Annotated in this window: 30 protein-coding genes; 18 read left to right on the forward strand and 12 right to left on the reverse strand. The window is 68.5% G+C overall.

Annotation, left to right across the window (positions count from 1 at the left end):
• Positions 1 to 24: 24 nt before the first annotated feature.
• The gene (locus tag JOD27_RS25900; RefSeq protein WP_204764857.1) at positions 25 to 1,314 is read right to left on the reverse strand and encodes an adenylosuccinate synthase; all 1,290 of its coding nucleotides are present in this window, start codon (positions 1,312 to 1,314) and stop codon (positions 25 to 27) included.
• Positions 1,315 to 1,424: 110 nt separating this feature from the next.
• Here JOD27_RS25900 and JOD27_RS25905 point away from each other — a divergent pair, with 110 nt between their 5' ends.
• Together JOD27_RS25905 and JOD27_RS25910 are read left to right on the forward strand one after the other, a co-directional pair.
• Entirely contained in the window at positions 1,425 to 2,033 is a 609-nt protein-coding gene (locus JOD27_RS25905) for a hypothetical protein (RefSeq protein ID WP_204764858.1), read from the forward strand.
• Between the two features lie 101 nt (positions 2,034 to 2,134).
• Positions 2,135 to 2,767 carry a GmrSD restriction endonuclease domain-containing protein gene (locus tag JOD27_RS25910; RefSeq protein ID WP_204764992.1) on the forward strand — a complete coding sequence of 211 codons (633 nt, stop codon included), beginning with the start codon at positions 2,135 to 2,137 and terminating at the stop codon, positions 2,765 to 2,767.
• Positions 2,768 to 2,926: 159 nt separating this feature from the next.
• On the opposite strand, the gene JOD27_RS25915 is transcribed toward JOD27_RS25910, so the two are convergent.
• Complete coding sequence (locus tag JOD27_RS25915) at positions 2,927 to 4,090, reverse strand: FUSC family protein (RefSeq protein ID WP_307830320.1); 1,164 nt, start codon at positions 4,088 to 4,090, stop codon at positions 2,927 to 2,929.
• A 129-nt stretch (positions 4,091 to 4,219) separates the two neighbouring features.
• Positions 4,220 to 4,630, reverse strand: coding sequence for a DUF3151 domain-containing protein (locus JOD27_RS25920; RefSeq protein WP_204764860.1), 411 nt, complete (start codon positions 4,628 to 4,630; stop codon positions 4,220 to 4,222).
• A 249-nt stretch (positions 4,631 to 4,879) separates the two neighbouring features.
• Between JOD27_RS25920 and JOD27_RS25925 the strand changes: the two genes are divergently transcribed.
• The gene (locus tag JOD27_RS25925; protein ID WP_204764861.1) at positions 4,880 to 5,995 is read left to right on the forward strand and encodes a hypothetical protein; all 1,116 of its coding nucleotides are present in this window, start codon (positions 4,880 to 4,882) and stop codon (positions 5,993 to 5,995) included.
• 64 nt (positions 5,996 to 6,059) lie between these two features.
• Here JOD27_RS25925 and fbaA read toward each other — a convergent pair whose 3' ends face one another.
• Positions 6,060 to 7,094 (reverse strand): class II fructose-bisphosphate aldolase, encoded by a 1,035-nt coding sequence (gene fbaA / locus JOD27_RS25930; RefSeq protein WP_204764862.1) that lies wholly within the window; start codon positions 7,092 to 7,094, stop codon positions 6,060 to 6,062.
• A 132-nt stretch (positions 7,095 to 7,226) separates the two neighbouring features.
• On the opposite strand from fbaA, the gene JOD27_RS25935 reads away from it, so the two are divergent.
• On the forward strand, positions 7,227 to 7,511 hold the full coding sequence (locus JOD27_RS25935; RefSeq protein WP_204764863.1) for a DUF427 domain-containing protein: 285 nt from the start codon (positions 7,227 to 7,229) through the stop codon (positions 7,509 to 7,511).
• Here JOD27_RS25935 and JOD27_RS25940 read toward each other — a convergent pair.
• Positions 7,501 to 8,304 (reverse strand): LLM class F420-dependent oxidoreductase, encoded by an 804-nt coding sequence (locus JOD27_RS25940; protein ID WP_204764864.1) that lies wholly within the window; start codon positions 8,302 to 8,304, stop codon positions 7,501 to 7,503. The genes JOD27_RS25935 and JOD27_RS25940 overlap by 11 nt on opposite strands.
• A 31-nt stretch (positions 8,305 to 8,335) precedes the next feature.
• Between JOD27_RS25940 and JOD27_RS25945 the strand changes: the two genes are divergently transcribed.
• Positions 8,336 to 9,262, forward strand: coding sequence for an aldo/keto reductase (locus JOD27_RS25945; protein WP_204764865.1), 927 nt, complete (start codon positions 8,336 to 8,338; stop codon positions 9,260 to 9,262).
• A 44-nt stretch (positions 9,263 to 9,306) separates the two neighbouring features.
• Positions 9,307 to 10,158 carry an SDR family oxidoreductase gene (locus tag JOD27_RS25950; RefSeq protein ID WP_204764866.1) on the forward strand — a complete coding sequence of 284 codons (852 nt, stop codon included), beginning with the start codon at positions 9,307 to 9,309 and terminating at the stop codon, positions 10,156 to 10,158.
• Here JOD27_RS25950 and JOD27_RS25955 read toward each other — a convergent pair.
• The gene (locus JOD27_RS25955; RefSeq protein WP_204764867.1) at positions 10,148 to 10,432 is read right to left on the reverse strand and encodes a YciI family protein; all 285 of its coding nucleotides are present in this window, start codon (positions 10,430 to 10,432) and stop codon (positions 10,148 to 10,150) included. The two genes, JOD27_RS25950 and JOD27_RS25955, sit on opposite strands and share 11 nt — an antisense overlap.
• Before the next feature lie 40 nt (positions 10,433 to 10,472).
• On the opposite strand from JOD27_RS25955, the gene JOD27_RS25960 reads away from it, so the two are divergent.
• The 8 genes from JOD27_RS25960 to JOD27_RS25995 all read left to right on the forward strand — a co-directional run bounded on the left by JOD27_RS25960 (position 10,473) and on the right by JOD27_RS25995 (position 17,624).
• The gene (locus JOD27_RS25960) at positions 10,473 to 11,036 is read left to right on the forward strand and encodes a SigE family RNA polymerase sigma factor (protein ID WP_204764868.1); all 564 of its coding nucleotides are present in this window, start codon (positions 10,473 to 10,475) and stop codon (positions 11,034 to 11,036) included.
• 106 nt (positions 11,037 to 11,142) lie between these two features.
• Complete coding sequence (locus JOD27_RS25965) at positions 11,143 to 12,054, forward strand: ROK family protein (protein ID WP_307830321.1); 912 nt, start codon at positions 11,143 to 11,145, stop codon at positions 12,052 to 12,054.
• Entirely contained in the window at positions 12,051 to 13,202 is a 1,152-nt protein-coding gene (gene nagA, locus JOD27_RS25970) for an N-acetylglucosamine-6-phosphate deacetylase (protein ID WP_204764869.1), read from the forward strand. Before JOD27_RS25965 ends, nagA begins: the two co-directional genes overlap by 4 nt.
• 4 nt (positions 13,203 to 13,206) lie before the next feature.
• Positions 13,207 to 13,401, forward strand: coding sequence for a hypothetical protein (locus tag JOD27_RS25975; protein ID WP_204764870.1), 195 nt, complete (start codon positions 13,207 to 13,209; stop codon positions 13,399 to 13,401).
• 68 nt (positions 13,402 to 13,469) lie between these two features.
• Positions 13,470 to 14,144: a DedA family protein gene (locus tag JOD27_RS25980; RefSeq protein WP_204764994.1), complete on the forward strand. Its 675-nt coding sequence runs from the start codon at positions 13,470 to 13,472 to the stop codon at positions 14,142 to 14,144.
• 71 nt (positions 14,145 to 14,215) lie between these two features.
• A complete protein-coding gene (locus JOD27_RS25985; protein WP_204764871.1) occupies positions 14,216 to 15,502 on the forward strand; it encodes an FAD-dependent oxidoreductase in 1,287 nt (428 codons plus the stop codon).
• Positions 15,445 to 16,014, forward strand: a complete 570-nt coding sequence (locus tag JOD27_RS46150) for a TetR/AcrR family transcriptional regulator (RefSeq protein WP_204764872.1) — start codon at positions 15,445 to 15,447, stop codon at positions 16,012 to 16,014. The genes JOD27_RS25985 and JOD27_RS46150 overlap by 58 nt, the downstream gene beginning before the upstream one ends.
• Positions 16,015 to 16,187: 173 nt before the next feature.
• The gene (locus JOD27_RS25995) at positions 16,188 to 17,624 is read left to right on the forward strand and encodes an amidohydrolase family protein (protein ID WP_204764873.1); all 1,437 of its coding nucleotides are present in this window, start codon (positions 16,188 to 16,190) and stop codon (positions 17,622 to 17,624) included.
• Between the two features lie 22 nt (positions 17,625 to 17,646).
• On the opposite strand, the gene JOD27_RS26000 is transcribed toward JOD27_RS25995, so the two are convergent.
• Complete coding sequence (locus JOD27_RS26000) at positions 17,647 to 19,023, reverse strand: FAD-binding oxidoreductase (protein WP_204764874.1); 1,377 nt, start codon at positions 19,021 to 19,023, stop codon at positions 17,647 to 17,649.
• Positions 19,024 to 19,180: 157 nt separating this feature from the next.
• Between JOD27_RS26000 and JOD27_RS26005 the strand changes: the two genes are divergently transcribed.
• On the forward strand, positions 19,181 to 19,849 hold the full coding sequence (locus JOD27_RS26005; protein WP_307830322.1) for a DedA family protein: 669 nt from the start codon (positions 19,181 to 19,183) through the stop codon (positions 19,847 to 19,849).
• A gap of 56 nt (positions 19,850 to 19,905) precedes the next feature.
• Here JOD27_RS26005 and JOD27_RS26010 read toward each other — a convergent pair whose 3' ends face one another.
• Together JOD27_RS26010 and JOD27_RS26015 are read right to left on the reverse strand one after the other, a co-directional pair.
• Positions 19,906 to 20,286 carry a DUF1304 domain-containing protein gene (locus JOD27_RS26010; protein ID WP_204764876.1) on the reverse strand — a complete coding sequence of 127 codons (381 nt, stop codon included), beginning with the start codon at positions 20,284 to 20,286 and terminating at the stop codon, positions 19,906 to 19,908.
• Positions 20,283 to 20,750 carry an SRPBCC family protein gene (locus JOD27_RS26015; protein WP_204764877.1) on the reverse strand — a complete coding sequence of 156 codons (468 nt, stop codon included), beginning with the start codon at positions 20,748 to 20,750 and terminating at the stop codon, positions 20,283 to 20,285. Before JOD27_RS26015 ends, JOD27_RS26010 begins: the two co-directional genes overlap by 4 nt.
• Before the next feature lie 86 nt (positions 20,751 to 20,836).
• Between JOD27_RS26015 and JOD27_RS26020 the strand changes: the two genes are divergently transcribed.
• Positions 20,837 to 21,499, forward strand: a complete 663-nt coding sequence (locus JOD27_RS26020; RefSeq protein ID WP_239568747.1) for a TetR family transcriptional regulator — start codon at positions 20,837 to 20,839, stop codon at positions 21,497 to 21,499.
• Here the strand turns inward: JOD27_RS26020 and JOD27_RS26025 are convergent.
• Together JOD27_RS26025 and JOD27_RS26030 are read right to left on the reverse strand one after the other, a co-directional pair.
• Positions 21,483 to 22,118, reverse strand: a complete 636-nt coding sequence (locus JOD27_RS26025) for a nucleoside/nucleotide kinase family protein (protein ID WP_204764878.1) — start codon at positions 22,116 to 22,118, stop codon at positions 21,483 to 21,485. The genes JOD27_RS26020 and JOD27_RS26025 overlap by 17 nt on opposite strands.
• Positions 22,082 to 22,927 carry a PfkB family carbohydrate kinase gene (locus tag JOD27_RS26030; RefSeq protein ID WP_204764879.1) on the reverse strand — a complete coding sequence of 282 codons (846 nt, stop codon included), beginning with the start codon at positions 22,925 to 22,927 and terminating at the stop codon, positions 22,082 to 22,084. Before JOD27_RS26030 ends, JOD27_RS26025 begins: the two co-directional genes overlap by 37 nt.
• Before the next feature lie 33 nt (positions 22,928 to 22,960).
• Between JOD27_RS26030 and JOD27_RS26035 the strand changes: the two genes are divergently transcribed.
• Positions 22,961 to 23,935 carry a LacI family DNA-binding transcriptional regulator gene (locus JOD27_RS26035; protein WP_204764880.1) on the forward strand — a complete coding sequence of 325 codons (975 nt, stop codon included), beginning with the start codon at positions 22,961 to 22,963 and terminating at the stop codon, positions 23,933 to 23,935.
• Complete coding sequence (locus JOD27_RS26040) at positions 23,929 to 24,663, forward strand: sugar phosphate isomerase/epimerase family protein (protein WP_204764881.1); 735 nt, start codon at positions 23,929 to 23,931, stop codon at positions 24,661 to 24,663. The genes JOD27_RS26035 and JOD27_RS26040 overlap by 7 nt, the downstream gene beginning before the upstream one ends.
• Here the strand turns inward: JOD27_RS26040 and JOD27_RS26045 are convergent.
• Positions 24,650 to 25,747, reverse strand: coding sequence for a glycoside hydrolase family 76 protein (locus tag JOD27_RS26045; RefSeq protein ID WP_204764882.1), 1,098 nt, complete (start codon positions 25,745 to 25,747; stop codon positions 24,650 to 24,652). The two genes, JOD27_RS26040 and JOD27_RS26045, sit on opposite strands and share 14 nt — an antisense overlap.
• Positions 25,748 to 25,760 lie beyond the last annotated feature (13 nt).

Consider the following 25,760-nt stretch of genomic DNA (forward strand, 5'->3'; position numbering starts at 1 on the left):
CGTCGTACCTGGAGATAATCTGTGTCAGCCGAGAACGTCGTGGCGGACGATCGTCTGGTCGCGGCCGGGGCCAACGCCGATCGCCGACACGCGGGCACCGATGATGCTCTCCAGGTACTCGACGTAGGCCTTGGCGTTGGCCGGCAGCTCGTCGAACGTGCGGCAGTGCGAGATGTCCTCGAACCAGCCCGGCAGCTCCTCGTACACCGGCACGGCGTGGTGCACGTCGGTCTGCGTCATCGGCATCTCGTCGACGCGGCGACCGTCCACTTCGTACGCGACGCAGACGGGCACCTTCTCCAGGCCCGACAACACGTCGAGCTTGGTGAGGAAGTAGTCGGTGATGCCGTTGACGCGCGAGGCGTACCGGGCGATCACGGCGTCGAACCAGCCGGTGCGGCGCGAACGGCCGGTGGTGACACCGAACTCACCGCCCTGCTTGCGCAGGTACTCGCCCTGGTCGTCGTTGAGCTCGGTCGGGAACGGACCGGAGCCGACGCGGGTCGTGTAGGCCTTCAGGATGCCGATCACGGTGCTGATGCGGGTCGGCCCGACACCGGAACCGACCGTCGCGCCACCCGACGTCGGGTTGGACGACGTGACGAACGGGTAGGTGCCGTGGTCGACGTCGAGCAGGGTGCCCTGCGAGCCCTCCAGCACGACGATCTCGCCGCGGTCGAGCGCCTGGTTGAGCAGCAGGCGGGTGTCGGCGATGCGGTGCACGAAGTGCTGACCCCGCTCGAGCACCTGGTCGACGACCTGGTCGGGGTCGAGCGCCTTGCGGTTGTAGACCTTGACCAGCACCTGGTTCTTGAAGTCCAGGGCCGCCTCGACCTTCTGCCGGAGGATCTTCTCGTCCAGCAGGTCCTGCACGCGCACGCCGACGCGGGCGAGCTTGTCCTGGTAGGCGGGCCCGATGCCGCGGCCGGTAGTGCCGATCTTCGCCTTGCCCAGGTAGCGCTCGGTCACCTTGTCGATGGCCACGTGGTACGGCATGATCAAGTGCGCGTCCGACGAGATCAGCAGGCCGCTGGTGTCGACGCCCTTCTCCTCAAGGCCCGCGAGCTCCTCGAGCAGCACGCCGGGGTCGACCACGACACCGTTGCCGATGACGTTGCGCACACCGGGCGTGAGGATGCCGGACGGGATGAGGTGCAGGGCGAACTTCTGGCCGTCCGGGAGGACCACGGTGTGACCCGCGTTGTTGCCACCCTGGTAGCGGACGATCCACTGGACACGCTCACCGAGGATGTCGGTGGCCTTGCCCTTGCCCTCATCGCCCCACTGGGCACCGATCAGCACGACGGCCGGCATGTGAAACTCCAAGCGCTTGGACTGGTTCGAGCGAACGCCGGTAAGCGAGGGTAGACCAGGAGATGACCGTGCACGGAATCGTGTTGGCCTGCGGAAACTCGCAGTTGCCAATGATCACTCAACGTGACGACGTCCACGTCGTCCCGTCCCGCCCCGGCAAGGATCACGTAGATCAACATCTGGACGCGGACCGGCTCATCGTGGTGGGTACGGACGCCGACCTCGCCGCCGTCGCACTGCGGTTGCTGCGCAAGGAAAAGCTGGGCTCGGTAGCGCTCGGTTACGTACCGGTCGGCAACTCGCCGGTCGCCGCACTGTGGGGCATCTCGACCGACCCCGCCCGCGCGCTGGACATCGCCCGGAACGGTGACGTAGATCCCGTCCCGTTCGTCCGCGACGACGTCGGCGGCGTGCTGGTGGGCCTCGGCGTTCTCTCACCCGTCCGTGGCGTCGGCTACAGCGACGCGGACAACGTGCTGCGCGGGCAGGCCTCGCGGATCGAGTGCACCCCGGACCCGGAAGGCGGCTTGGGCCTCGTGGTGCGAATTGTCAACAAGCGCCTGATCGGCTCCCGAATCCGCGAAAGCCGCCCCCGCGCCTTCCAGCTCGGCTGCCTCCCCACGACAGCCGTTTTGGATGGTCACAAGCACCCGCGCCCGGTCGACAAGTGGACCTGGTACCGCCACACCGAGGACTTGAGGCTGGTTCGAGGCCTCTAGCCGTGCACCGTCGTTCATCCGAGTGTCACCCAAAGGCATTGCCTAATTCCACAATGTAACCAAGGGTGGTCCCGAAACTTCCAACAAGGAAGGTCGGGATGATGTCAAAAGTTAACCGAACCATCGGTGTTCTCGTTGCCGCAGTGGCACTCACCGTTGGTTTTGTTTCCCCTGCACTTGCGGCTCCACCCGGAATCCCTCCATTGGAGACCGCGCGAACGCAACTGGCCGGTCTGACCGTCCGGGCCGACGGCCCGATGACGGGCTACTCACGCAGCAAGTTCCCGCACTGGATCACCAAGCCGGGCACCACCTGCAACACCAGGGAGGAGGTGCTCAAGCGGGACGGCACGAACGTGGTGACCGACTCTTCGTGCGCCGCCAGGTCGGGCACCTGGAAGTCCCCGTACGACGGCGCGACCTGGACCGCGGCTTCGGACGTGGACATCGACCACGTAGTGCCCCTGGCGGCCGCCTGGCGGTCGGGCGCGGCCTCCTGGACGCAGGAGCGACGCCAGAAGTTCGCCAACGACCTGGAGCACCCGCAACTCATCGCGGTGACCGACAACGTCAACCAGGCCAAGGGCGACCAGACCCCGGCCACCTGGAAGCCTCCGCTGCGGTCCTACTGGTGCACTTACGCCAAGATGTGGGTACGTGTTAAGGACGAGTACGGACTAAGCGTGAACCAGGCGGAGAAGGCGGCGTTGACAGACATGCTCGGTACCTGCTGATGGCCACACTCTCCACGCTTTTCGTGGCAGGCCCCGGTGGCGTGATGACCGACGAGGTCGGCGTCGTCACCGGCGACCTGGAACTGTGCACAGAACTCTCCGACGACGGAAAGCTCCGCGCACTGGTCCGCTACGAGGGCGCGGAGGAGTGGTACGCCATCACGGGCGGTTCGTGCGTCCTGGCTGATCCTCGCGATCACGAGCCGGTTCACTCGCTTCTCCACGGCCTGCTGAACCGGCCGGAGGGCTGAGCGGCGGCAACGCCTCCATCGCCTCGCTCCGACTCAGCCCGGTCGCCTGCAGCAGATCCACCGCGACACTCCGGATCTGCGCCAGCACGACCTTGGACGAGAACCCGTCCCCACCGAGACGCCGCGCGGTGAGATGCCGCGCGGCGTCTCGCACGGCTTCCCTGGTCTGCTTGGGCGTCCGCCCCTTCTCCAGCTCGCTCTTGAGGCAGTCGACGGCGTCCGCGTAGTCCTTCAAGACCTCCGGCACGCCGCCGGGAATCTCCTCGCCCGCCTTGAGCGCCGCCATGCTCCTGCGGGCCAGCACGCGCGTGTTGCGGATCGCGTAGTCCACGGGCCCGGCCGCCGTGTGATACCTGCCGAGCTCGTCCTTGGACCGCCACCGGATGGGCGCGATCTTCGTGATCTCACTCCCGGTCTGCAGCGCCGTCTTGAAGTCGTCGATCGTGCCCTGACTGGTCCGCAGCTCCGCGAGCACCCCAGCGGCCTTGACCGCGTCCTTCTCCGCCAGGGCCTCCGCGAGGTTCCGCAACGCCCCGCTGAGCGTGTTCGCGAGCACCTTCAACTGCCGCTGTGCCACGGTGACCGGGTTGGCAGGCAACAACGCCGCCACCGCGAGCCCGACGAGCCCTCCGGTCAACGCGTCGATCATCCGGTCGAACCCACCGCCCGCGCTGGGCGGCAGCAACGTGGCGACGAGAACCGCACTGCTCCCGGCCTGCAACGCGATGACCGAGCCACCGTCCAACAACACCGCCGCCGACATCGCCAGCGCCACGACCAGCGCGATCTGCCAGGGCCCACTGCCGATCCACGCGATCAGCACGTCCCCGACCCCGACGCCGACCGACACTCCGACGACGAGCTCACTGACCCGCCGCAGCCGCTGCCCCAACGAAACCCCGAGGCACACAACCGCGGCAATCGGCGCGAAGAACGGGTGCTGATGCCCAACGACAAGCGTCGCCACAACCCACGCAAGGCCAGCCGAGAGGGCAGTCTGAACGATCACCAACGCAGCCCCGCGCCACCGCGTCAGCGCACGCCCGACCGCTTCCCTGACCGCACCCACCACTCACCCCGACTCGGCTGGCTCCTGTCTGAGCCGTCAGTCTTGGTGCAACAACCGCGAGGCACAACCTGCGTTGCCTCACAGCGACGGTGGGGTGGGTTCCGTCACGGCGGGACCCACCCCGGAGCAGCCCTAAACCAGCCCGAGAGCGGCAGGAGCCTTGGGATCGGAGTCAGCCAGGAACTGAGAGCACCGGTTCCACTCCTCGTCCTCCCCGATCTCCCGAGCAGCCCGAGCCAGCGCGGCGAGCGCCCGCAAAAACCCCTGGTTGGGCCGGTGATCCCACGGCACAGGCCCAAAACCCTTCCAGCCCGACCGACGCAACTGGTCGAGCCCACGGTGGTAACCCGTGCGGGCATAGGCGTAAGCGGCGACCGGGTCGCCGGCGTGCAGCGCACGTTCGGCCAGCAAGGCCCAAGCCTCAGAAAAGTCCGGATAGGCCCGCACGATCTTGGCCGGATCCGTACCACCATCAGCGGCGGCCTGCGCCTCAGGACGGTCAGGAAGACGAGTCGGCTCTGGCCCGAGGAGGTTCTCAACCATGCGGCCATCGTGCCGCACAACCCGAAGCTAGGAGATGAAGACCCTCATGACGGCGGCCACGACGGCCAGCAGCAACGCGGTCACGAGCACCCCAGCGATGATCTTCTTGTTCATGGCCGAGCATGGTTCCGCGCTAGCCCGTCCAGATCAACGCTGTTCACCCGAACGTGCATACGAATCGGAAACATCAGGGTAAAACCAGGGTGAGTTCGCCTACCTGGAACCACGACCAGCGCTCATGATGTTCGGATGATTCAGGGGGTAAGGCAGTTCCGGGACCAGTACTGGGAGCGGGGCGCGCCGGGCAGGGAGACACCGGCAGCGCTCACCAGGCAGCTCTACCGGCTGTGGCTCGCAGGCCTGGTGCTCAAGCTGATCGGGTCCTCGTGGGACGTCTCGTGGCACTTCAAGTGGCTGCGCGACGACCTGGCGCCGCCGCACCTGATCAACACCGTCGGCACGGTGATCGTGGTGGGGCTGACGTTGTTCCACACGTTCACCGGGTACGGCGTGGACAAGCTGACCGTCAGGCTGATGCAGGCCGGGTGCGGGATCTTCCTCGTCGCCCTGCCGATCGACGTGATCAACCATCGGATCAACGGGCTCGACATCACGAGCTGGTCCGGGTCGCACGCGCTGCTCTACCTGGGCACGGCGGTCATGCTGGCCGGCGCGATCCGCGGGTGGACGAAGTACTTCCCCGAGGGCAACGCCAGGACGTTCGGGCTCGTGGCGCTGTGGTTCTTCTTCCTGGAGAACGTCTGGTTCCCCAACCAGCACCAGGAGTACGGCGTGCGCGCGCTGCAGGCCTGGGACAACGGCAGGCCAGAGGCCGAGCCGATCCTGCTGCAGTTCGCCGCCGACCAGCTCGGCGTGCCGATCGGGCGGGAGGCGGTCGTGCACTTCGCGCTGCCGATCGCGGACTGGGTCTACCCGGTGTGGGGGCTGGTCGCGGCGGCCATCGTGCTGGTGATCGCGCGGCGCACGATCGACAAGCCGTGGGCTGCCACGGCCGTTGCCGGCGGTTACGTCGCTTATCGGTGCCTGATCTGGCCGTTGCTCGCGGGCATCGACTTCCCGAAGTCCGCGGTGCCGCTGTTCCTGATCCTCGTGGGGCTCGCGATCGACGCGGCGCACGTGGTCAAGATGCCCACGCCGGCCGCGGCCGTGCTGGGGTCGGCGGCCGTCACGACGGTCGGTTACGTCGGCATCTGGTTCCAGCAGGAGTTCCTGTGGGGGCCGCCGATCTCGTTCTCGTCGGCGGCGGTCACGGCCGTGCTGCTGGCGGTGCTCTGGACGTTCGGCGACCTGATCATCCACCGCCCAGAGGCGCAACTGCTCGCCTCGCGCCTCAAACTGAGCTAGCAAAGTACGCGGGGAGCTTTCGTACTCTCTGAGAGTACGAAAGCTCCCCGCGTACGCTCGGAAATCAGCCCGCGATCATGCGGCCCGACGACTTCAGGTGCTCGCACGCCTGGGCGATGCGGGCGGCCATGGCCTGCTCAGCTGCCTTGAGGTAGCTGCGCGGGTCGTAGGTCTTCTTGTTGCCGACCTCGCCGTCGATCTTCAGCACACCGTCGTAGTTGGTGAACATGTGCGCCGCGATCGGGCGGGTGAAGGCGTACTGCGTGTCCGTGTCGATGTTCATCTTGATGACGCCGTACGACACGGCCTCGTGGATCTCCTCCAGCAGCGAGCCGGAGCCGCCGTGGAAGACGAGGTCGAACGGCTTCGAGCCGGCCGGCAGACCCAGCTTCTCCGCCGCCACGTCCTGGCCCTGCTTGAGGATCTCCGGACGCAGCTTCACGTTGCCCGGCTTGTACACGCCGTGCACGTTGCCGAACGTCGCGGCGAGCAGGTAGCGGCCCTTCTCACCGGCGCCGAGCGCGTCGACGGTCTTCAGGTAGTCCTCTGGCGTCGTGTAGAGCTTGTCGTTGATCTCGTTGTCGACGCCGTCCTCCTCGCCGCCCACGACGCCGACCTCGATCTCGAGGACGATCTTCGCCTTGGCGGAGAGGTCGAGCAGCTCGCTCGCGATCTGGAGGTTCTCCTCCAGCGGCACGGCCGAGCCGTCCCACATGTGCGACTGGAAGAGCGGGTTGCCGCCCTTGTCCACCCGCTCCTGGCTGATCGCGATGAGCGGACGCACGTACCCGTCGAGCTTGTCCTTCGGGCAGTGGTCGGTGTGCAGCGCGATGTTCACCGGGTACTTCGCCGCGACGACGTGCGCGAACTCCGCGAGCGCCACAGCGCCGGTCACCATGTCCTTGACCTTGGTGCCCGAGGCGAACTCGGCACCACCGGTCGAGATCTGGATGATGCCGTCGCTCTCGGCTTCGGCGAATCCGCGCAGAGCCGCGTTGAGAGTCTCCGACGACGTGACGTTGATCGCGGGATAGGCGAACTCGTTCGCCTTGGCCCGGTCCAGCATCTCCGCGTAGACCTCGGGGGTTGCGATGGGCATCGGTCGTCCTCCTCAGGTGCCCTGAACGCCGTGTCGACCCATCCTACGAGGGTGCGTCGCAGGACGAACGCGGCGGCCAACTCGACGTAGTGCCTGCTCGCGCTACTCGCCGGTACGGGCACACTGGATGACATGGCAACCGCCCGGTGGAACGACAAGATCATCGCTTCGAGCGACGACACGGTCGTCGTCGAAGGCAACCACTACTTCCCCCTCGAGTCCGTGGACGCGTCGGCGCTGAAGCCGTCCGACCACACCAGCTTCTGCCCGTGGAAGGGCACGGCCAATTACTACTCGTTGCAGGTCGACGGCTCCGAGAACGCGAACGCGGCCTGGTACTACGCCGAGCCGAAAGAGGCCGCCGCGCAGATCAAGGGCCGCGTCGCGTTCTGGAAGGGCGTCGAGGTCACGGCCTGAGCCGCAGCGCCTCGGCCAGTTCGGCGTAGTGGCCGTTCAACGACTGGATCGCGACGTGGTCGGCGCCCGCGTCGACGTGCGCACGCAGCTTCGCGGCGACCTGCTCGGAGCTGCCGTGCGCAACCAGTGCGTCGATGAGCCGGTCTGAGCCGGGTGCGGCGACTTCCTCCGCGCTGAAGCCCCAGCGCTGCCAGCTGTTCGTGTAGTTGGTGAGCGTGAAGTAGTACGCCAGTTGCTCTCGTGCGATCGCGCGGGCGGCCTCCGGGTCCTCCTCGACGACGACCGTGACCTCCGGCGCGAGGAGCTTGCCGCCGAGCACCTCGCGCGCCTGCGCGGTGTGCTCGACCGGCACCAGGTACGGGTGGGCGCCCGCCGTGCGGTCGGCCGCGAGCTTCAGGACCTTCGGGCCGAGCGCGGCGAGCAGCAGCCGGTCGGCGGGCACGTCCAGCCGATCGAGGTACGACACCAGCTTCGGATACGGCTTCTCGTAGGCCTGGTCGATCTGCTTGTGGCCGACGCCGATGCCGAGCACCAGCCGGTCGCTGCCGATCCGGTGGAACGACCGCGAGACGTCCTCCGGCTCGGTCTGCCACACGTTGATGATGCCGGTCGCGATGGTCATCGACGTGGTGGCGCCGAGCAGCCGCTCCGGCAGCGCCAGGTCCGACTCGGGCGAGCTGCCGAGCCAGAACGTGCCGTAGCCGAGCGACTCCAGCTCGGCGACCTCGTCGACCCGGTCCGCCCACTGGAACCGCGAACCCCAGGCCCCGAACTTCCCCAAATTCTCGCTCATGTCGGTCACCAACAAGGACTACGTTCGGGTTATGCCGATCTTGAGCACAACCGACCTGAACGTGTCCCGCCTCTGCCTGGGCGGCAACGTGTTCGGCTGGACCGCCGACGAGGACCAGTCGTTCGCCGTGCTCGACGCCTACGCCGCGGCGGGCGGCAACTTCATCGACACCGCCGACGTGTACTCGGCCTGGGCGGAAGGCAACTCCGGCGGCGAGTCGGAGACGATCATCGGCAAGTGGCTGGCCAAGCGCAGCGACCGCGACCAGATCGTGGTGGCGACGAAGGTCGGCATGCTCGCCGGGTTCAACAACCAGAAGCGCGACACGATCCTGACCAGCGCCGAACGCTCGTTGAAGCGCCTCGGTGTCGACCACATCGACCTCTACTACAACCACCTCGACGACCCGAACACGCCGCTCGAGGAAACGTTGGCCGCCTACGACCAGCTCGTGAAGGACGGCAAGGTCCGCTACGTCGCCGCGTCCAACTTCAGCGCCGAACGGCTGGCGCAGGCGCTCGAGATCCAGGAGCGCGAGGGCTTCGCGAAGTTCGTCGCGTTACAGCCCGAGTACAACCTGGTGAGCCGCGACAAGTTCGAGGGCGACGTGCAGGACGTCGTCGCGAGGAACGGCCTCGCGACCGTCCCGTACTTCGGCCTCGCCAGGGGATTCCTCACCGGCAAGTACCGGCCGGGGGTCGAGGTGCGGAGCCCTCGGGCGGGCGCGGCCTCGAAGCACCTCGACGAGCACGGCCTGCAGGTGCTGGAGGTGCTCGACGACCTGGCCGAGACGCACCAGACCACGGTGGCCGCGGTGGCGCTGGCGTGGCTCGCCCAGCAGCCGACGGTGGTCGCGCCGATCGCGTCCGCCAGGACGTTGGAGCAGCTCAGCGACCTGACGCCGCTCCTGGACTTCGAACTCACCCAGGCCGAGGTGGACCGCCTCAGCGCAATTTAACTTGTCAGTAGCTTACTGGGAGTAGGTTGCGTTACCGTGACGGCATGGACGTCACGGGCAAGGTGGTACTGATCACCGGCGCGGCCAGGGGCATCGGCGCCGAGGTGGCGAGGCAACTGGCCGCGCGCGGGGCTCGTCTCGCGCTCGTCGGGCTCGAGAAGGCCCAGCTCGAAGAGGTGGCACGACAGGCAGGCGGCAGGGCGTGGGAAGCCGATGTCACGGACTGGGACGCCCTCGAGACCGCGTTCCAGGAGGTCGCCGAGCACTTCGGCGGTATCGACGTCGTCATCGCGAACGCGGGCATCGCGGCCACGGGGTTCGTGCGTTCCATGGCCCCGAAGGCCTTCGAACGGGTCGTCGAGGTCAACCTGCTCGGTGTGTGGCGCACGGTCCGCACGGCGCTGCCGCACCTGATCCGCAGCCGCGGCTACTGCCTGGTCGTGTCGTCATTGGCGGCGATCGTGCACATCCCCGGCAACGCGGCCTACTCCGCGGCCAAGGCGGGCTGTGAAGCGTTTGCGGACAGCCTGCGGGCCGAGGTCAGGCACCTGGGCGTCGACGTCGGCACCGCGTACTTCTCATGGATCTCCACGGACATGGTCGACAGCGCCGACGAGCACCCGGTGTTCGGCAAGCTCCGCAAGGGCATGCCAGGCCTGGCGGGCAAGAAGTACCCGGTCCGCGACGTCGGCAAGGCAGTCGTGCGGGGCGTCGAGAAACGTGCGAAGGCGGTCCACGTCCCCGGCTGGGTGGGCGCGCTCAAGTACTTCCGCGCGTTCACACCGATGGTCGTGGACCGCCAGGCGGTCGAAGAGGTGGCCGACGCCGACCGGCAGATGGCCGCCTCGGACACCTCAGGGCTCGTCGGGCCGGGTGGTCAGGCCGCTAGTCGTTGAGCCAGCGACCGAGCACGGGAGTCCACTCGCGGATCTTCCACTCGGTGATGACGTTCGCGGGCGTGTACGGGTCGGCGGCGATGAACTCCTTCAGCGCCGGCTCGTCCGCCGCCTCGTAGATGATCAACGCGCCGGAGTCGTCCGCGTACGGACCGGCGCCGAGGACCACGCCCTTCTCCGCGAGAGAGGCGATGTACTCGCGGTGCGACGGGCGAACCGCGAGACGCTTCTCGGTATCGGGACCGAACACCAATTCGACTGCAAAGCGGGCCATGCGACCACCGTAGCGACGGTGACCGGTACCGTCCTACCTTGTGGCTGGCGACGAAACCCCGCGCAGCGTGCAGGACACCCTGACCAACCTGCGAATCAAGGACGGCGTCGCAGGACCTCCCACGGGGCCTCTGACGCTCGAAGACCTGTACAAGCAACACCGCATGCGCCTGATCCGGCTCGCGCTGCTGCTGGTGGACGAGCCCGCGACGGCGGAGGACGTGGTGCAGGAGGCCTTCACGGGCCTGCACCGCAACTGGAAGGGCCTGCGCGACGCCCAGGCTGCGGTGGGCTACCTCCGCACGGCCGTGGTCAACGGCTCGCGGAGCGTGCTGCGCCGGCGCAAGACCGCGCGCGACTACACGCCGCCGCACGTCGCCAACGCCCGTTCGGCCGAGTCGCTCGCGATGCTGACCGCCGAGCACCAGGCCGTGGTCAAGGCCCTGCAGCAGCTGCCGCCGCGCCAGCGCGAGGTCCTCGTGCTGCGCTACTACGGCGACCTGTCCGAGGCCGAGATCGCCGAGGCGACCGGCATCTCGAAGGGCACCGTGAAGTCGACGGCGTCTCGGGCTCTGGACGCACTCCAGAAGATCATGGCGGGATAGCGGAAGTCGTTTTGCCCGGTAGGGGCGGTTCCGGTGTGCGGGAACACGCCCCAATCCGGTACTTGGTATAGACCAATAGGGCGTCGATGCCGCAGGATCAGTCCTCGTGGCACGCAGACACGTGGTCGCCGTCGACATCGGCGGCACCGAAACCAAGGCGGCTCTGGTCACCGGGACCTCGCAGGAGGTAGCGGCGCACAAGCACGCCCGCCGCGCGACCCCCGGCGAGCTGGAGCCGCTCCTCGCCGTGATCGCCGAGCTCGTCGACGAGCTCAGGCACGCCTCGGAGCACGAGATCGACGCCGTGGGGATCGTGGCGCCGGGCATCGTGGACGAGGCCAACGGCGTCGGCGTGTACACGACCAACCTGCCGTGGGACCAGTTCGCGTTCAGCACCGTCATGACGGAACGGCTGGGCGTCCCCGTCGCGTTCGGACACGACGTCCGCGCGGCCGGGCTCGCCGAGTGCCGCATGGGTGCCGCGAAGGACCTCCGCAATGCGGTGATCATGCCCATCGGCACCGGCATCGCCGGCGCGCTGCTGCTCGACGGCAAGATCTTCAGCGGCGACGGCTACGCGGGTGAGATCGGACATGTGAACGTCGGCCACGGCGTGCCCTGCGCGTGTGGCCAGATCGGCTGCGTGGAGACAGTGGCGTCCTCCGCGGCGATCGCCCGCCGGTACACCGCACGTACCGGCACCCCCGTCAACGGTGCCGCCGAAGTCGCACGCAGGGTGGCCGACGGGGAGCAGGACGCCGTCGCCGTGTGGCACGAGGCCGTGGACGCGCTCGCCAGGGGAATCCTGGTGTTGGCGACGCTGCTCGGCCCTGAAGCCGTCGTGCTCGGTGGCGGGCTCGCACTCGCAGGAGACCTGCTGGTGGAGCCGTTGCGGGACAGGCTGGACGGGCTGATCGCCTTCCAGCGCCGACCGGAGCTGCGGCTCGCGGCGCTCGGCGACGAGGCGGGCTTCCTCGGCGCGGCGCTGCTGGCCATCGACATGCTGGAGGCGTCATGAGCACGTGGGGTGGACCTGTCGACGTGACCCTGACCAATGGTCGGGTCGTCACGCCGGACAGGGTGCTCGAGAACGGGTGGGTGAGCGTCAGGGACGGCCGGATCGCCGCCGTCGGCGAGGGCACCGCGCCGGACGGCCCGACGACCGACGTCGGTGGCGGCACGATCGTGCCCGGCTTCGTCGACATCCACTGCCACGGTGGCGGCGGGGACGCGTTCACCAGCAGCGATCCCGCGAAGGTGCGCAGGGCCGCCGCGGCTCACCGCAAGCACGGCACGACGACGATGCTCGCCTCGCTGGTGTCGCGGCCCGTGCCGGAGCTCGCCGACCAGGTCTCCGCGCTGGCCGAGCTGGTCCAGGAGGGCGTGGTCGCGGGGGTGCACCTCGAAGGTCCGTTCCTGTCCGCGGCACGGTGCGGCGCGCACGACCCGGCCATCCTGTGCCCGCCGGAGCAGACCGCGGTGACGAAACTGCTCGACGCGGGCAAGGGCACGGTCCGGATGATCACCATCGCCCCCGAGCTGGAGGGCGCGGTCAGGGCCGTGCGCCAGCTGGTGGACTCGGGCGTCATCGCGGCCATCGGCCACACCGACGCGACCGAGGCGCAGGTCCGCCCTGCTGTCGACGCGGGTGCCACCGTGGCCACGCACCTGTTCAACGGCATGCGTCCGCTGCATCACCGCGAGCCCGGCCCGATCGGCGCGCTGCTGGACGACGAACGCGTCACCGTCGAGCTCATCTGCGACCTCGTGCACCTGCACCCGACCGCGGTCCGCCTGGCCGCGCGTCACGCCGGTCCGAAGCGCACGGTCCTCATCACCGACGCCATCGCGGCCGCCGGTGTCGGCGACGGCGTGTACGACATCGGCGGGCTGGAGGTCCGCGTCGTCGACGGCGTTCCGACGCTCGCCGGTGGCGTGTCGCTCGCGGGCAGCACGCTGACGATGGACATGGCGTTCCGCAACGCCGTCAACTCCTGCGGGCTGTCGCTCGTGGAGGCCGCGTACGCGACCGCGACCCGCGGCGCGGAGCTGCTCGGCCTCGACACGGGCAAGCTGCAGCAGGGATGCGCGGCCGACCTCGTCGTGCTGGATGCAGAATTGAAGCCGAGGGACGTGATGGTCAAGGGCGAGTGGGTCAAGGACTAGGTGGATGGCTGACGATCCGGAACGGTTGGTGACCGACGCGTTGCGAGCGCAGGCGACCAGCACGAATGCCGGATTTGCCGTACCTGTCCCGGTTCGCGACGAGCGCCCGGCACCCATGTCCGCGTGGCTGGTGCTGGGCCTCGCACTGCTGTTGGGCCTGGCAGCGGGCACGGTGGCCGCAGTGATCACCCTCAGCTGACCTGTACCGTTGTGGCCGTGACGATTGCATTGGGCCCTGACTGGCTGGATCCCGAAAAACTGCTGACGATGCTCGGCCCGTGGATGCTCGTCGGGCTTTGCTTGATCGTCTTCGCCGAGTGCGGTCTGCTCGTCGGGTTCTTCCTGCCGGGCGACTCGCTGCTGTTCACGGCGGGTCTCTTCGTCGCGGCAGGGCACATCTCGACGCCGCTCTGGCTCGTCTGCGCGCTGCTGACGGTGTGCGCGTTCGTCGGCAACGTCTGCGGCTACTACATCGGCCGCAAAGCCGGTCCGGCGCTGTTCAACAAGCCGGAGTCGAAGATCTTCAAGAAGGAGTACGTCGACAAGACGCAGGAGTTCTTCGACAAGTACGGCGCGCGCGCCATCGTCCTCGCGCGGTTCGTGCCGATCGTCCGCACGTTCATCACCGCGATGGCCGGCGTCGGGCGCATGGACCCGAAGAAGTACTTCACCTACTCCGCGATCGGCGGTGTGGCGTGGGCGGCGGGTCTGACCGTGCTGGGCTACTTCCTCGGTCAGGTCGAGTTCATCCGCAAGAACCTCGAACTCACGCTCGTCGCGATCGTGCTGCTCTCGGTCATCCCGATCATCTTCGAGGTGATCAAGGCTCGCAAGGAGAAGAAGTCGCTCGTGCAGGAAGAGGCGGACGACATCACCCAGGTCATGGACGCCCAGGTCCACCAGGACGACGCGACGCAGGTCATCCCGCGCGTCGAGCGCTGACGCACTGAGGCCCGCGTCACAGCGGGCCTTTTTGCCGGCGCGATTTGAATACAGAGCTGTACTGTATTCGTATGGTTACTATCGCGGGGGCGGGTCCGACCGGCTTGGCGCTGGCGTGCGGACTCCGGCAGTTCGGGGTGGATGTGCGGATCGTGGACGCGGCTGCGGGCCCGGCCACGACATCGCGGGCGCTGGGGGTGCAACCACGTGGCGCCGAGGTGCTGGCACGACTGGGAGCGCTGGGCGACCTGCCGGACAAGGCGGTCCGGCTGCGGTCGTTGCGACTCAACGGCAAGGTCGCGCTGGACATGGAGTTCCTGCGCGACGCCGGCCAGCTGATCGTGTCGCAGGCGTGGGTGGAGGAACGGCTGCGCGACCGGCTGTCGGCGCTGGGCGTGGAGATCGAGTGGAACACGCCGGTCTCGTCGGTGTCGGAGTGGGACTGGCTGGTCGGCTGCGACGGCGCGCACTCCGCCGTGCGGAAGATGGCGGGGATCGCCTTCGAAGGCGAGTCGGTGATGGAGAACTTCCTGCTGCGAGACGTCTACGGGGAGTGGGATCTCGACCGCGAGTCGATCCACCTGTTCGTCGACGGGTCGGCGATCACGAGCGTCTTCCCGTTGCCCGGTGGGATCTGGCGGGTGATGTCACCGAACGGCGAGCGGTGGACGCCGGGGCCGATCGACGAGGTGGAGTGGGAGTCGACGTTCCGCATCCACCGGCGGCAGGCGGCGACCTACCGGCGCGGGAACGTGCTGCTGGCGGGCGACGCCGCGCACATCCACAGCCCGTTGGGCGGTCAGGGCATGAACACGGGGCTGGGCGACGCCGACAACCTCGCCTGGAAGCTCGCTCTGGTGGTGCAGGGCAGGGCTTCCGAGCGGTTGCTCGACACCTACGAAGCCGAGCGTCGTCCTGTCGGGGCACAAGTGCTCGCGTCGACCACGCCGGCGACGCGGTTGGTGATGGGCTCCGGTGTGGTGAGCCGGACCGTGCGGGATCGGCTGTTGTGGCCGGTGCTGAACCTCCCGGTCGTGCAGCGGCAGCTCGTGCGGTTCACGTCGCAGCTCGACGTGAAGTACTCGGGGCCGCTGGCGGTCGGACGGCGCGGCGGCGAACGGGTGCCGGCGTTCACGCGCATCGGCAGGTGGGTGCTGGCGGGACCGTCGACCTGCCTGGAGGCGGCCCGCGGCCGGCTGGGGGATGTCGTGCACCATGAACGCGCCGGCGAGACGCTGCTGGTGCGCCCGGACGGGCACCTGGCGTGGCGCGGCCCCTCGAATCCGGAAAGGCTTGCCGCGTGGCTGAACGAAGTGCTGGGCGTCCCCGCGACCCCGAGGCGGACAACGCGATCCTGAGCGCGGCTTTCGAGCTGTTCCTGGAACGCGGCCTCGACGGCACGTCGATCGAGCAGGTGGCCCGTCGCGCGGGCGTGACCCGTGCGACGGTCTACCGCCGCTTCGCCACGAAGGAAGACCTGCTGTTCAGCGTGATCGAGCTGCCGCGCGAGGTCGCGGCGCTCGATCCGGAACGGATTCTCGTGGCGCCGCCGGAGGAGACGGTCAGGGGCTGGGCCGCGCTGCTGTCGACGCCCACGTCGGTCCAGCTGCTGCGCCGGATCGTCGGTGCGTCAGCGGACAACTTCGAGCTGATGAAGCGGTACTGGGAGCTGTTCATCGCGCCGCGCAGGGCCGCGCTGAAGGAGATGCTGCGTCCCGGATTTCCGCCCGGTACCGACCTCGGCCTCGTGCTGGACATGGTCGGAGGTGCGCTTTTCTACCACTCGCTGACCAACCCGGAGCAGCACACGGCGGAGGAGCTGGAGGCGTATCTGAAGTCGCTGTTGCGGCAGGTCGGCTACCACCCCTAGGTTGCTTTGGTCCGAATCACTTGCGGTGGAGACCAGGATGTCGTTGCTCCGCAAGGGATTCCAGTCGCGCCCGAGCTCGTGGAGCTGGGCGCCAGCCCTCTCTGGGCACCGGAAGCACGTGCGGTGCTTGAGGATTTGAGTCTGACGTAACGTCAAGGTGTTGGTTGAACGGCATGACTGACACCACTCGACGTGAAGTGCTGGGCTGGCTGGCCGGGCTCGGTGCGGCGGCGGGCATCGGCCTGTTCGCACCGGGTCACGCCAGCGCGTCCGTCGGCGTCACCGCACTGCGAGGCGTCACCCTCGTCGACTCCTCGCGCGTCTGCCCGAACGCCACCATCGTGCTGGCGGACAACAAGATTCTCGCGGTCGGCTCGCGCGACCTGCCGTTGCCACGCGGCGCGACAGTGTTGGACCTGCCGGGCAAGTTCGTCATCCCCGGCTTGTGGGACATGCACGTGCACGGCTCGTTCCTGGACCGCGTCACGTTGCCGCTGTGCCTGGTCAACGGCGTGACGGGCATCCGCGAGATGTGGGGTTTCCCGCCGCTCTACGAGCTGCGCGCCCGCATCGACCGCGGCGAGGTCTTCGGCCCGCGGCTCGTCGTGGGCAGCTCGATCATCGACGGCCCGCACTCGACGTTGCCCGGCGCCCTGATCGTCGCGACGCCGGACGAGGGACGCCAGGCCGTGCGCGACGCCAAGACCCAGGGCGCCGACTTCGTGAAGGTGTACTCGTACCTGGACCGCCCGACCCTCGCCGCCATCGCGGACGAGTGTGCGCGGCAGGACATCACGTTCGCCGGCCACTGCTCGAACCACGTGGCGCTGGGCGACGCGAGTTCGTTGGGACAGCGGACGTTCGAGCACATGTACGGCTTGCCGCTCGCGACCAGCTCCCAGGAAACGGAGCTGCGCCAACGGATCGCAGACCTGCCGCTCGACCCGGCCGACCCCTTCGCGTGGTTCAGGCAGGTGCTGGAGCTCGAACGCCGGGCCACGTCGTCGCACAGCCGGAACAAGGCCGTGCAGCTGGCGAGGTTGTTGCGGCGCAACGGATCCGCACTGGTTCCGACGATGGTCGCGATGCGGGTGTACTCGAGCCCGGCCGACCGGTTCGAGAACGACCCGCGGATGAAGTACATGCCGGCCTTCTACCGGGACCTCTGGCGGGACGGCCTGAAGCGGTGGGCTCCGGTCACCCCGCAGGAGATCCGGGAGCAGGCCGAGTTCTTCCGGCGCCGCCAGGAACAGGTCGCGGAAATGCACGAGCTCGGCGTGGAGGTGCTGGTCGGCACGGACGCGGGCAACCCGTACGTGTTCTCCGGGTTCTCGGTGCACGACGAGCTGGAGCTGCTGGTCGAGGCGGGCTTGTCGCCTGGGGCGGCGTTGAGGGCGGGCACGCGGGGCACCCGGCTCACGCCAGGCGGGGAGGCGAACCTCGTCGTGCTGGACGGCAATCCGCTCAAGGACATCCGCCACACGCAACGGATCCACGCGGTGCTGACCCGCGGCCGGGTGCTCGGGTCGGCAGAACGGCAGCAGATGCTCGCGGACGTGGAAAAGGCGGCTCAGGAGCCGATTGGCGCTGTCAGGGCAGGGTGTTGCTGAGCGGCTCCGAAGGAACTCGGGGTCAGAGACTGAACATCGAGCCGGGGTTGAACAGGTTCTCCGGGTCCAGCGCGCGTTTGATGTCGCGGTGGACCCGGAGACCGACCGGTCCGATCTCCTTCGCCAGCCACTCCCGCTTGATCTTGCCGATGCCGTGCTCACCGGTGACCGTCCCGCCCAGCGACAGCCCGACTGCGAGGATGTCGTCGAACGCCTTCTGGGCACGGGCGAACTCGTCCTCCGAAGCCGCGTTGTAGACGATCGTCGGGTGCATGTTGCCGTCGCCGGCGTGGCCGACGACGGCGATCTTGAGGTCGACCTCCTTGGAGATGTCCTCGCAGCCCTGGATGAGCTCGGCGATGCGGGTGCGCGGGACGCACACGTCGTCGGTCAGCCAGGAGCCGTAGACCTCCAGCGCGGTCAGCACGGCCCGGCGCGCGGTCAGCAGGTCGCGGCCCTCGTTGATGTCGTGCGTCGCGTAGACGAGGTCGGCCTCGGAGCAGATGGCCTCGATCTGCTGCAGCTCGTGCCGGGCCTGCTCACCGCCCGCGTCGGACTGGCAGATCAGCAGGGCCGCGCAGCCGGGGCCCGCGCCCAGCTCGGTCTTCAGGTACTGCTCCACGGCCTCGATCGAGGTGCGGTCCATGATCTCCATCAGCGACGGGACCAGGCCCTCGCGGACGATCCGGCTGACGGCGGCACCGGCCGTGGTGGTGCTGCTGAACGCGGCGACCAGCGTCGCGGGAGCCTGAGGGAGCGGTTTCAACGCGAGCGTCGCCTTGGTGATCACGCCCAGGGTGCCTTCGGAGCCGATGAAGAGCTTCGTCAGGTCGTAGCCAGCGACACCCTTGACCGTGCGGCGGCCGGTTCTGAGGACCTCGCCGTCGGCCAGGACCACTTCAAGGCCCAGCACCGAATCGGTGGTCACGCCGTACTTCACGCAGCACAGGCCGCCCGCGTTGGTGGAGAGGTTGCCACCGATCGTGCACCAGTCGTAGCTGCTCGGGTCCGGCGGGTAGAACAGGCCGTTCTTCTCGACGGCGCCGCGCAGGTCGAGGTTGATCACGCCCGGCTCGACCACGGCGAGGCGGTTGTCGGCGTCGATCTCGACGATGGCGTCCATCTTGGTCGTGACGAGGACGACGCAGCCGTCGATGGCGTTCGCGGCACCGGAGAGGCCACTGCCGGCGCCACGGGGGACAATGGGGACGTGGTGGCGCGCGCAGGCTCGCACCACCGCTTGGACCTGCTCGGTGTTCAGGGGGAACACCACCGCCAACGGGCTGCCGTCCGGCGCCAACGGCATCATGTCGCGCCGGTAGCTGTCGGTGACGTCGGTGTCGGTGAGAACGCCGGAGTCACCCAGTGCGGCGCGGAGTTCGACGAGCAAGGTCTCCATGCGTTCCACGCTAGTCCGATTCGACTGGTTCACTCGAAGGTGATCTCAGCGGAAGGGGAGTTCACGTGGTGACCCAACGTGCTCAACCAGGATTTCGTCGTCCTGTTAGACCGATGTCGCCGTGCCGCCGGCACAGCACGACGTAGGCTTGGTCACCGTGGCGCATGCTTTCGCCTCGTTGGAGACCGCAGGTCCGGTGGCCGTGTGGGTCATCGTGCTGAGCTTCATCTTCTTCGAGTGCGCGTTCATCTTCGGGTTGTTCCTGCCCGGTGACTCGCTGCTGTTCGCCGCCGGCGTGGTGCTGGCGCAACACAACAGCGAGGTGTCGGCGTGGGCGCTGTCCGGGGTGGCGCTCGTCGTGGCCGTTGTCGGCAACCAGGTCGGCTACTACATCGGCAGGCACACCGGTACGCGCGTGCTCGCCCGCAAGGGCGGCAAGGTGCTGAACCGGCAGAACCTGAAACGGGCCGGCGACTTCCTCGACCGGCGAGGGTTCTGGGCCGTCGTGCTGGCCCGCTGGATCCCGTGGATCCGCACGCTGGCGCCGATCATCGCGGGTGCCGCGCGGATGGACATCCGCCGCTTCACGCTGGCCACGACCATCGGGGCCGTCGCGTGGGTGCCGACGCTGGTGCTGGCCGGGTACTACGGCGCGGGCATCCTGCAGGAGCTGCCGTGGCTGGAGACGGCCGCGTTGATCGTGAGCATCGCGTTCTTCCTCGGCGGCACCGGGTGGGGCATCTGGCGCTACCGGCAGGAGATGCGCAAGCCGATCGACGAGACCAGCGAGGACCTCGAGCACGTCAGCGAGCACCACGCCCGCTGAGTGCCGCAATGGGCAGACGCGGGCGTTGGTTGCCGGTCGCGGTACTGGCCACGGGTTCACAGCAGGGCGGCGGTGAGTGTGGCCAGGGCGGGTGCGCCCTGGCCGATCAGGCCCCGCACCCGTGACCGGCGCGGGTCGAAGGCGATCAGGGCGACGCTCGCCGCGAGCATCGAGGCGCAGGCGCCCAGGACGAGCGCCCACCCGGCAGAGGCATCGCCCAGGTGCACGACGGCCAGGCCCACCAGCGTCTGGATGGCCAGAATCGCGTTGTAGCACCCCTGGTGGAACGCCCAGGGCCGGACCGCGGCGAGGTCTGCGGTCCGCACGTCGAACATGGCGTGAACCCGAGGGCGAGCAAACCGGAGGCTCTCCATCGTGAAGATCCACAGGTGCATGAGCGCCGCGGTGACCGCGAACGTCTGAGCGAAGGCGTTCACCGGCGGTCCTCGGGCAGCCGTGCGCCGGTCTCGTCCATCTCGGCCAGCAGAGCGGGCATCCCGACGGTGAGCATCTTCCGCCGGACGGAGCCCAGCATCCTGGCCATCACATACCCGCCGATCCCGGTGAACCCGGTGTGGTGATAGGTGAACCGGGTGCCCTCGGGTGTCGGTTCCAGCCGGTAGCGGACGTAGCTGGGCTGCTCACCGTCGGCACCGACCCAGGTGTAACGCAGCAGCTCCTGTTCGCGGACCTCCAGCACCTCGCAGTCGACGACGCCTCGCCATCCCGGAACCGGCTTGGCCACGAACTGGAACCGGTTGCCGGCCACCGGCTCGAAGCCGACGGCACGAGCGCCCTGCCCGGTCGAGGTCCAGTGCGGGATCAGGTCCGGATCGGTCAGCGCCCGCCAGACCTTCAGGGGCGAGTGCGGGTAGTCGCACACGATGTCGATCTCAGCCACAGCGAACTCCTCACGGGTCAAAACGTTCAGTCGCAGTAAAATTACTGTAGCAGAACTTTTTCAGTGGCTGTCGTAGGCTGGGTCGCATGGCAACACGAGCTGCGGAAGGGCTGCGCGAGCGCAAGAAGCGCGCGATGCGTCAGCAGCTGTCCGACACAGCCGCACGGATGTTCATCGAGCACGGCTTCGACGCGGTCCGAGTCGCCGACGTCGCCGAGGCCTGCGGAGTGTCCGAGAAGACGGTCTTCAACTACTTCCCCAGCAAAGAGGCCCTCGTCCTGGACCGGCTGGAGGCCACCGCCGACGCGTTGCGCACCCATCTCGCGGACCCGGCGCTGTCCCCGGTCGCCGCGATGCTGAAGATCCTGGACGACGAGCTGCGCGATCTCGGCCGGAGCCTGACCGGCGACGAGGCCCTGAACAGCTATCGCAAGTTCGGCGACCTCATCCGCAGCACTCCGTCGTTGCGGGCGTACCAGAGCAGCACCGCCGAACGGTTCGTCGACGTCGCCGCCGAAGCACTCGCCTCCCGGGCCGCGCTCGGGCCCACCGACCCCGAACCCCAGATCGCCGCGGCCGCGCTGCTCGGCCTGTGGCGGATCCAGTTCCGCGCCCTGCGGACTCACCTACAGCCTGGTCACCAGGTCCAGGACGCGCTCACCGCCGCGGCCGACGAGGTCCGCCGTGCCGCCGCGTTGATCGAGGGCGGCCTCGCCGCGTTCCCAGAGGCGGCTAGAGCACCTCGGTGATCAGCAGATCCGCTGATCCCTTCGACGAGTTCACCATCAGCGCGTTCACGTGATCCGTGCCGTGCAGCACCCGTTCCTGCGCCTCCGACAAGGTGCGCCCGTACCGCAGGTGGCGGTCGATCAGGCGCTGCACGCGCACGTCCTCGTCGATGAACAGGAACCACGCCTCGTCGAGGATGATCCGGACGCGCTTCCACTTGTCGTAGTTGAGCAGCAGGTAGTTGCCCTCGGTGACGACGAGCGGGACGTCGGGGTGCACCGGCACCGCGCAGGCGATCGGCTCCTCGATCTCGCGGCGGAACTCCGGCGCGTAGATCATGTCCGGCCCGCACGCCTTGATCCGGCCGAGCAGGTCGACGTAGCCGGGGATGTCGAACGTGTCCGGCGCACCCTTGCGTTCGACCAGCCGGAGCCGTTCCAGCTCGCGCTGGGCGAGGTGGAAACCATCCATCTCGACGAGGACGGCCTGGCCGTCGAGCGCCTCGACGAGCCGGCGCGCGAGCGTCGACTTGCCGGAGCCGGGTGCCCCGCCGATACCGAGGATCTTGCGCTCGCCCAGATCTGTGAGCGCTTTGGCCCGCTCTAGCAGCTCCTCGAACCTGACCTGCTGTCCTGCCACCGTGCCAGCCTCTCAACCCAGTCCCCGACCGCACCGACCCGAACAGCAGCCGCCTCCGACGCGAAGCCGATGGCGGCGACCGGATCCGCACCTGACGCCAGCGCGTAGGCGTACGCGCCGTGCCAGACGTCACCGGCTCCGTTCGTGTCCTTCACCTCCACCGCCGGCACGGGCACCTCTCCGGTCGAGCCGTTCCGCGACCAGGTCACCGGCTTCGCACCATGGGTGCGAACGACCAGCGGCACCCCGTAGGAGTGCACCTCGGCCTCGGACCGCTCGAAACCCGAACTGCAGGCGGCCACGTCCACCAGCGGCAACAGGTGATCGAGGACAGGTTTCCAGCTCCCGGCGTCGAGCACCACAGGCAATCCCATCGCTTTCGCCTGCCGGGCGACGGGGATCACCAGGCCGTCATGGTGTCCGTCCAAGAGCACGACGTCGACACCGGTGAGGAGGCCGGACAAATCCGGCGCGACGACGGGCACCGACGCGTTACGCGAAACGACAGTGCGCTCCCCATCTGCGGCTCTGACGACGACCATGCTCACGGGCGTCGTGCCGGCCACGGCAGTCACTTGGACCGGATCCAAGGACGCCCTGACGAATTCACCCAGTGCGTCGGCACCCAACGCGGTGAGCAGTAAGGACTTTCCGCCGAGTGCCGCGACCGCGCGCGCCGCGTTGGCCGCCGGACCGCCGGGCGACAGCACCGCGTCCAGCGAGCGGACCTTCTCGCCGGGAGCCGGGAAGGCGTCCACCCGTTGAGTCACGTCGAGAGTTGTCAGCCCGACACACAGCACGGCTGCCATCTGGGCATCCTCCAAACGGGTAAGGTCCCGGCCATGGTCACCATGCGGGATGTCGCGGCTCTCGCGGGGGTCTCCATCACCACGGTGTCACACGTGATCAACGAGACCAGGCCGGTCGCCGATGACACGCGAGAGCGCGTCCAGAAGGCGATCGACGAAACCGGGTACACGGGTGACGCCATCGCGCGATCGCTGGTCATGGGCGGCACGAAGTCGCTGGGCCTCGCGGTTTCGCTGGTCTCCCACCCGTACTTCGCCGAGCTGATCGCGGCCATCGAGTCGGAAGCGACCCGGAACGGCTACTCGCTCGTGCTGATCGACACGCGGGACACCCCCGAATCCGAGCAGACCGCGGTCAGGATGCTGCGCTCACGGAGAGTCGACGGGTTGCTGCTGACACCCTCGGCAGGCGGTGGAAGCCTTGTGCTGCCCGAGCTCAAGCGGCTCGGCATTCCCACCGTGCTGGTCGACCGGCTGACCGTGGCCAAGGACATCGACCAGGTCGGGCCGGAGAACGTCCAGGCCACCTCGGGTCTGGTGAAGCACCTCGCCGAACTGGGGCACCGGCGGATCGGCATCGTCTGCGGCAAGGCGGGCGTCGCGACGACCGAGGAGCGCATCCTCGGCTACCGGCTCGGTCTCGGCCGTGCGGGCCTCAAGTGGGACGAGGCGCTGGTGTCGCAGAGCGGCTGGCTCGCGCCGCTGCTCGACCAGGACGACCCGGCGACCGCGGTCGTCGCGGCCGATCACCTCGTCACGGTAGGAATGCTGCACGAGGCACGCGCCCGCGGCCTGAAGCTCGGCACGGATCTCGCCGTCGTCGCCTACGACGAGGTCGAGTGGGCCACGTTGATCGAACCGCCGCTCACCACCCTGGCCCAGCCGGTCGAGGAGATCGGCCGGACCGCCGTGAAGCTGCTGCTCTCCCGGATCGCGGATCCGCGGCGGCCGCCGGAGACCATCCGGCTGTCGCCCTCGCTCATGCACCGGCAGTCCTGCGGATGCTGATCCCCGGCCTCGTCTCCGTGACGTTCCGGCAGCTGACGATCCCCGAGATCGGCGAGCTGGCCCTGGAATGCGGGCTGCAGGCCGTGGAGTGGGGTGGTGACGTGCACGTGCCGCCCGGCGACTTCGCGGCGGCACGGCAGGCGCTCGACACCGGGCTGAAGGTGGCCGCGTACGGGTCGTACTACCGGGCGGGTGTCTCCGATCGCGCTGACCTGGCGACGATCCTGGAGACCGCGGCCGAACTGGACGCGCCGCTCGTGCGGGTCTGGGCGGGCACGTCCGGGTCGGCCGAGTGCCCCGACCGCGGCCCGGTGATCGAGGCGCTGCAGCACGCCGTCGAGCACGCGGACGCGATGGGCACGCGGATCGCGCTGGAGTATCACCGCAACACGCTGACGGACACGCTGGAGTCCGCGGTCCAGCTGCTCGACGAGGTCGACGGCGTGGTGCCGTACTGGCAGCCGCGCGGTGGCCAGGACGTGTTCTCCGCCGTGCACGAGGTGCGGACGCTGGAACCCGTGACCGCGCACGTCTTCTCGTGGGGGTCCGGTGGTTATCAGGACCGGTTGCCGCTCTCGGCGCGGCGCGACCTGTGGAAGCCGGTGCTGACCGAGCTCGCGCGGGACGGCATCGAGCGCAACGCCCTGTTGGAGTTCGTGATCGACGACTCGCCGGAGCAGTTCCGCGAGGACGCCAAGACGTTGCTGAGCTACCTCAAGGGGTCGTGACGTTCAGGCCTTGCCGCTCCAGCAGCGCCGCGGCCTCCAGGCACATCCACCCACCCAGCTGAACCGACAGGTCGCGGCCCTCCCGCTCGTCCGCCGGGACCGTCCACTCCGGACCGAACAGCGGGCCGCTCACCGCCATCACGCGGTTGAGCCACACCGCCTCCGCCGACTGGATCACGAGCTCCCTGGCGAGGTCCGCGGTGTCGTGGAGATCCGGTTCGAGCTCGGGGATCGTCAACGCGGCCTGCGCCAGGTAGCGGGTGAGGATGCCCGCGAACAGGCCGCCGTCACCGCCGCCCTGACCCTTGATCACGCCGTTGGTGGCGAGGTCGTCGTGCACCGCGGTGATCGTGCGGGCGGCCTTCTCGAGCCACTTCTCCTGCTGGCCGTGCTTGGCGAGCTCGACGCACGCGCCGATCAGAACCCCTTGGCAGTACGTGTAGACGTTCTTCTCGTACTCCCGGATCTCGCCGTTGGGGTGCACATGTAGGCCGTCCCACGCGAGGCCACTGTTCTCGTCTACGAGGTTGTCCACCATCCAGTCCACTATGGACCGCGCGCGGGCGAGGTCGGTGCGGTCGTTCTGCCGGGCCAGGAAGATCGCGGCGGGCCCGTTGGCCGGCACGTTCTTGAAGTCGTCCTTGCGCTTCCACCAGATGCCGCCACCGGCGTGGTCGGTCCAGCCGTCCCGCAGCTGTTCCGCGATCGCGTTGAGAGCCTTGGGCTTCGTGACACCGACGATCTGCTCGGCACGCTGGAGGGCGAGGCCGAGCCACGCGACGTCGTCGTAGAAGTCGTTGGTCCAGCCGAGGACGTTGCGCACCCGGATGCCCCGCACGAGCTTGGTGATGGTCCTCTTGCGCAACTCGCTGGGCGAGCGCAGGTAGCCGTCGACCATGCAGTCGAGCAGGTGCGCCTGCCACCAGTAGTTGAAGCTGGCGTGCACCTTGTCCCTGAACAGCGGGGGCCACGCCCTCGCACCGAGCAGCGTGCCCGGCACACCCCAGACCCGCCGCAGGTGCCTGGAATACACCGCACGCTCCGCGACGCCCGCGCGCGCCGCCAGCAGTTTCGCGATCGCCACTGCGTCATGGTGC

The organism is Lentzea nigeriaca, from assembly GCF_016907955.1.
Taxonomy (GTDB): Bacteria; Actinomycetota; Actinomycetes; order Mycobacteriales; family Pseudonocardiaceae; genus Lentzea; species Lentzea nigeriaca.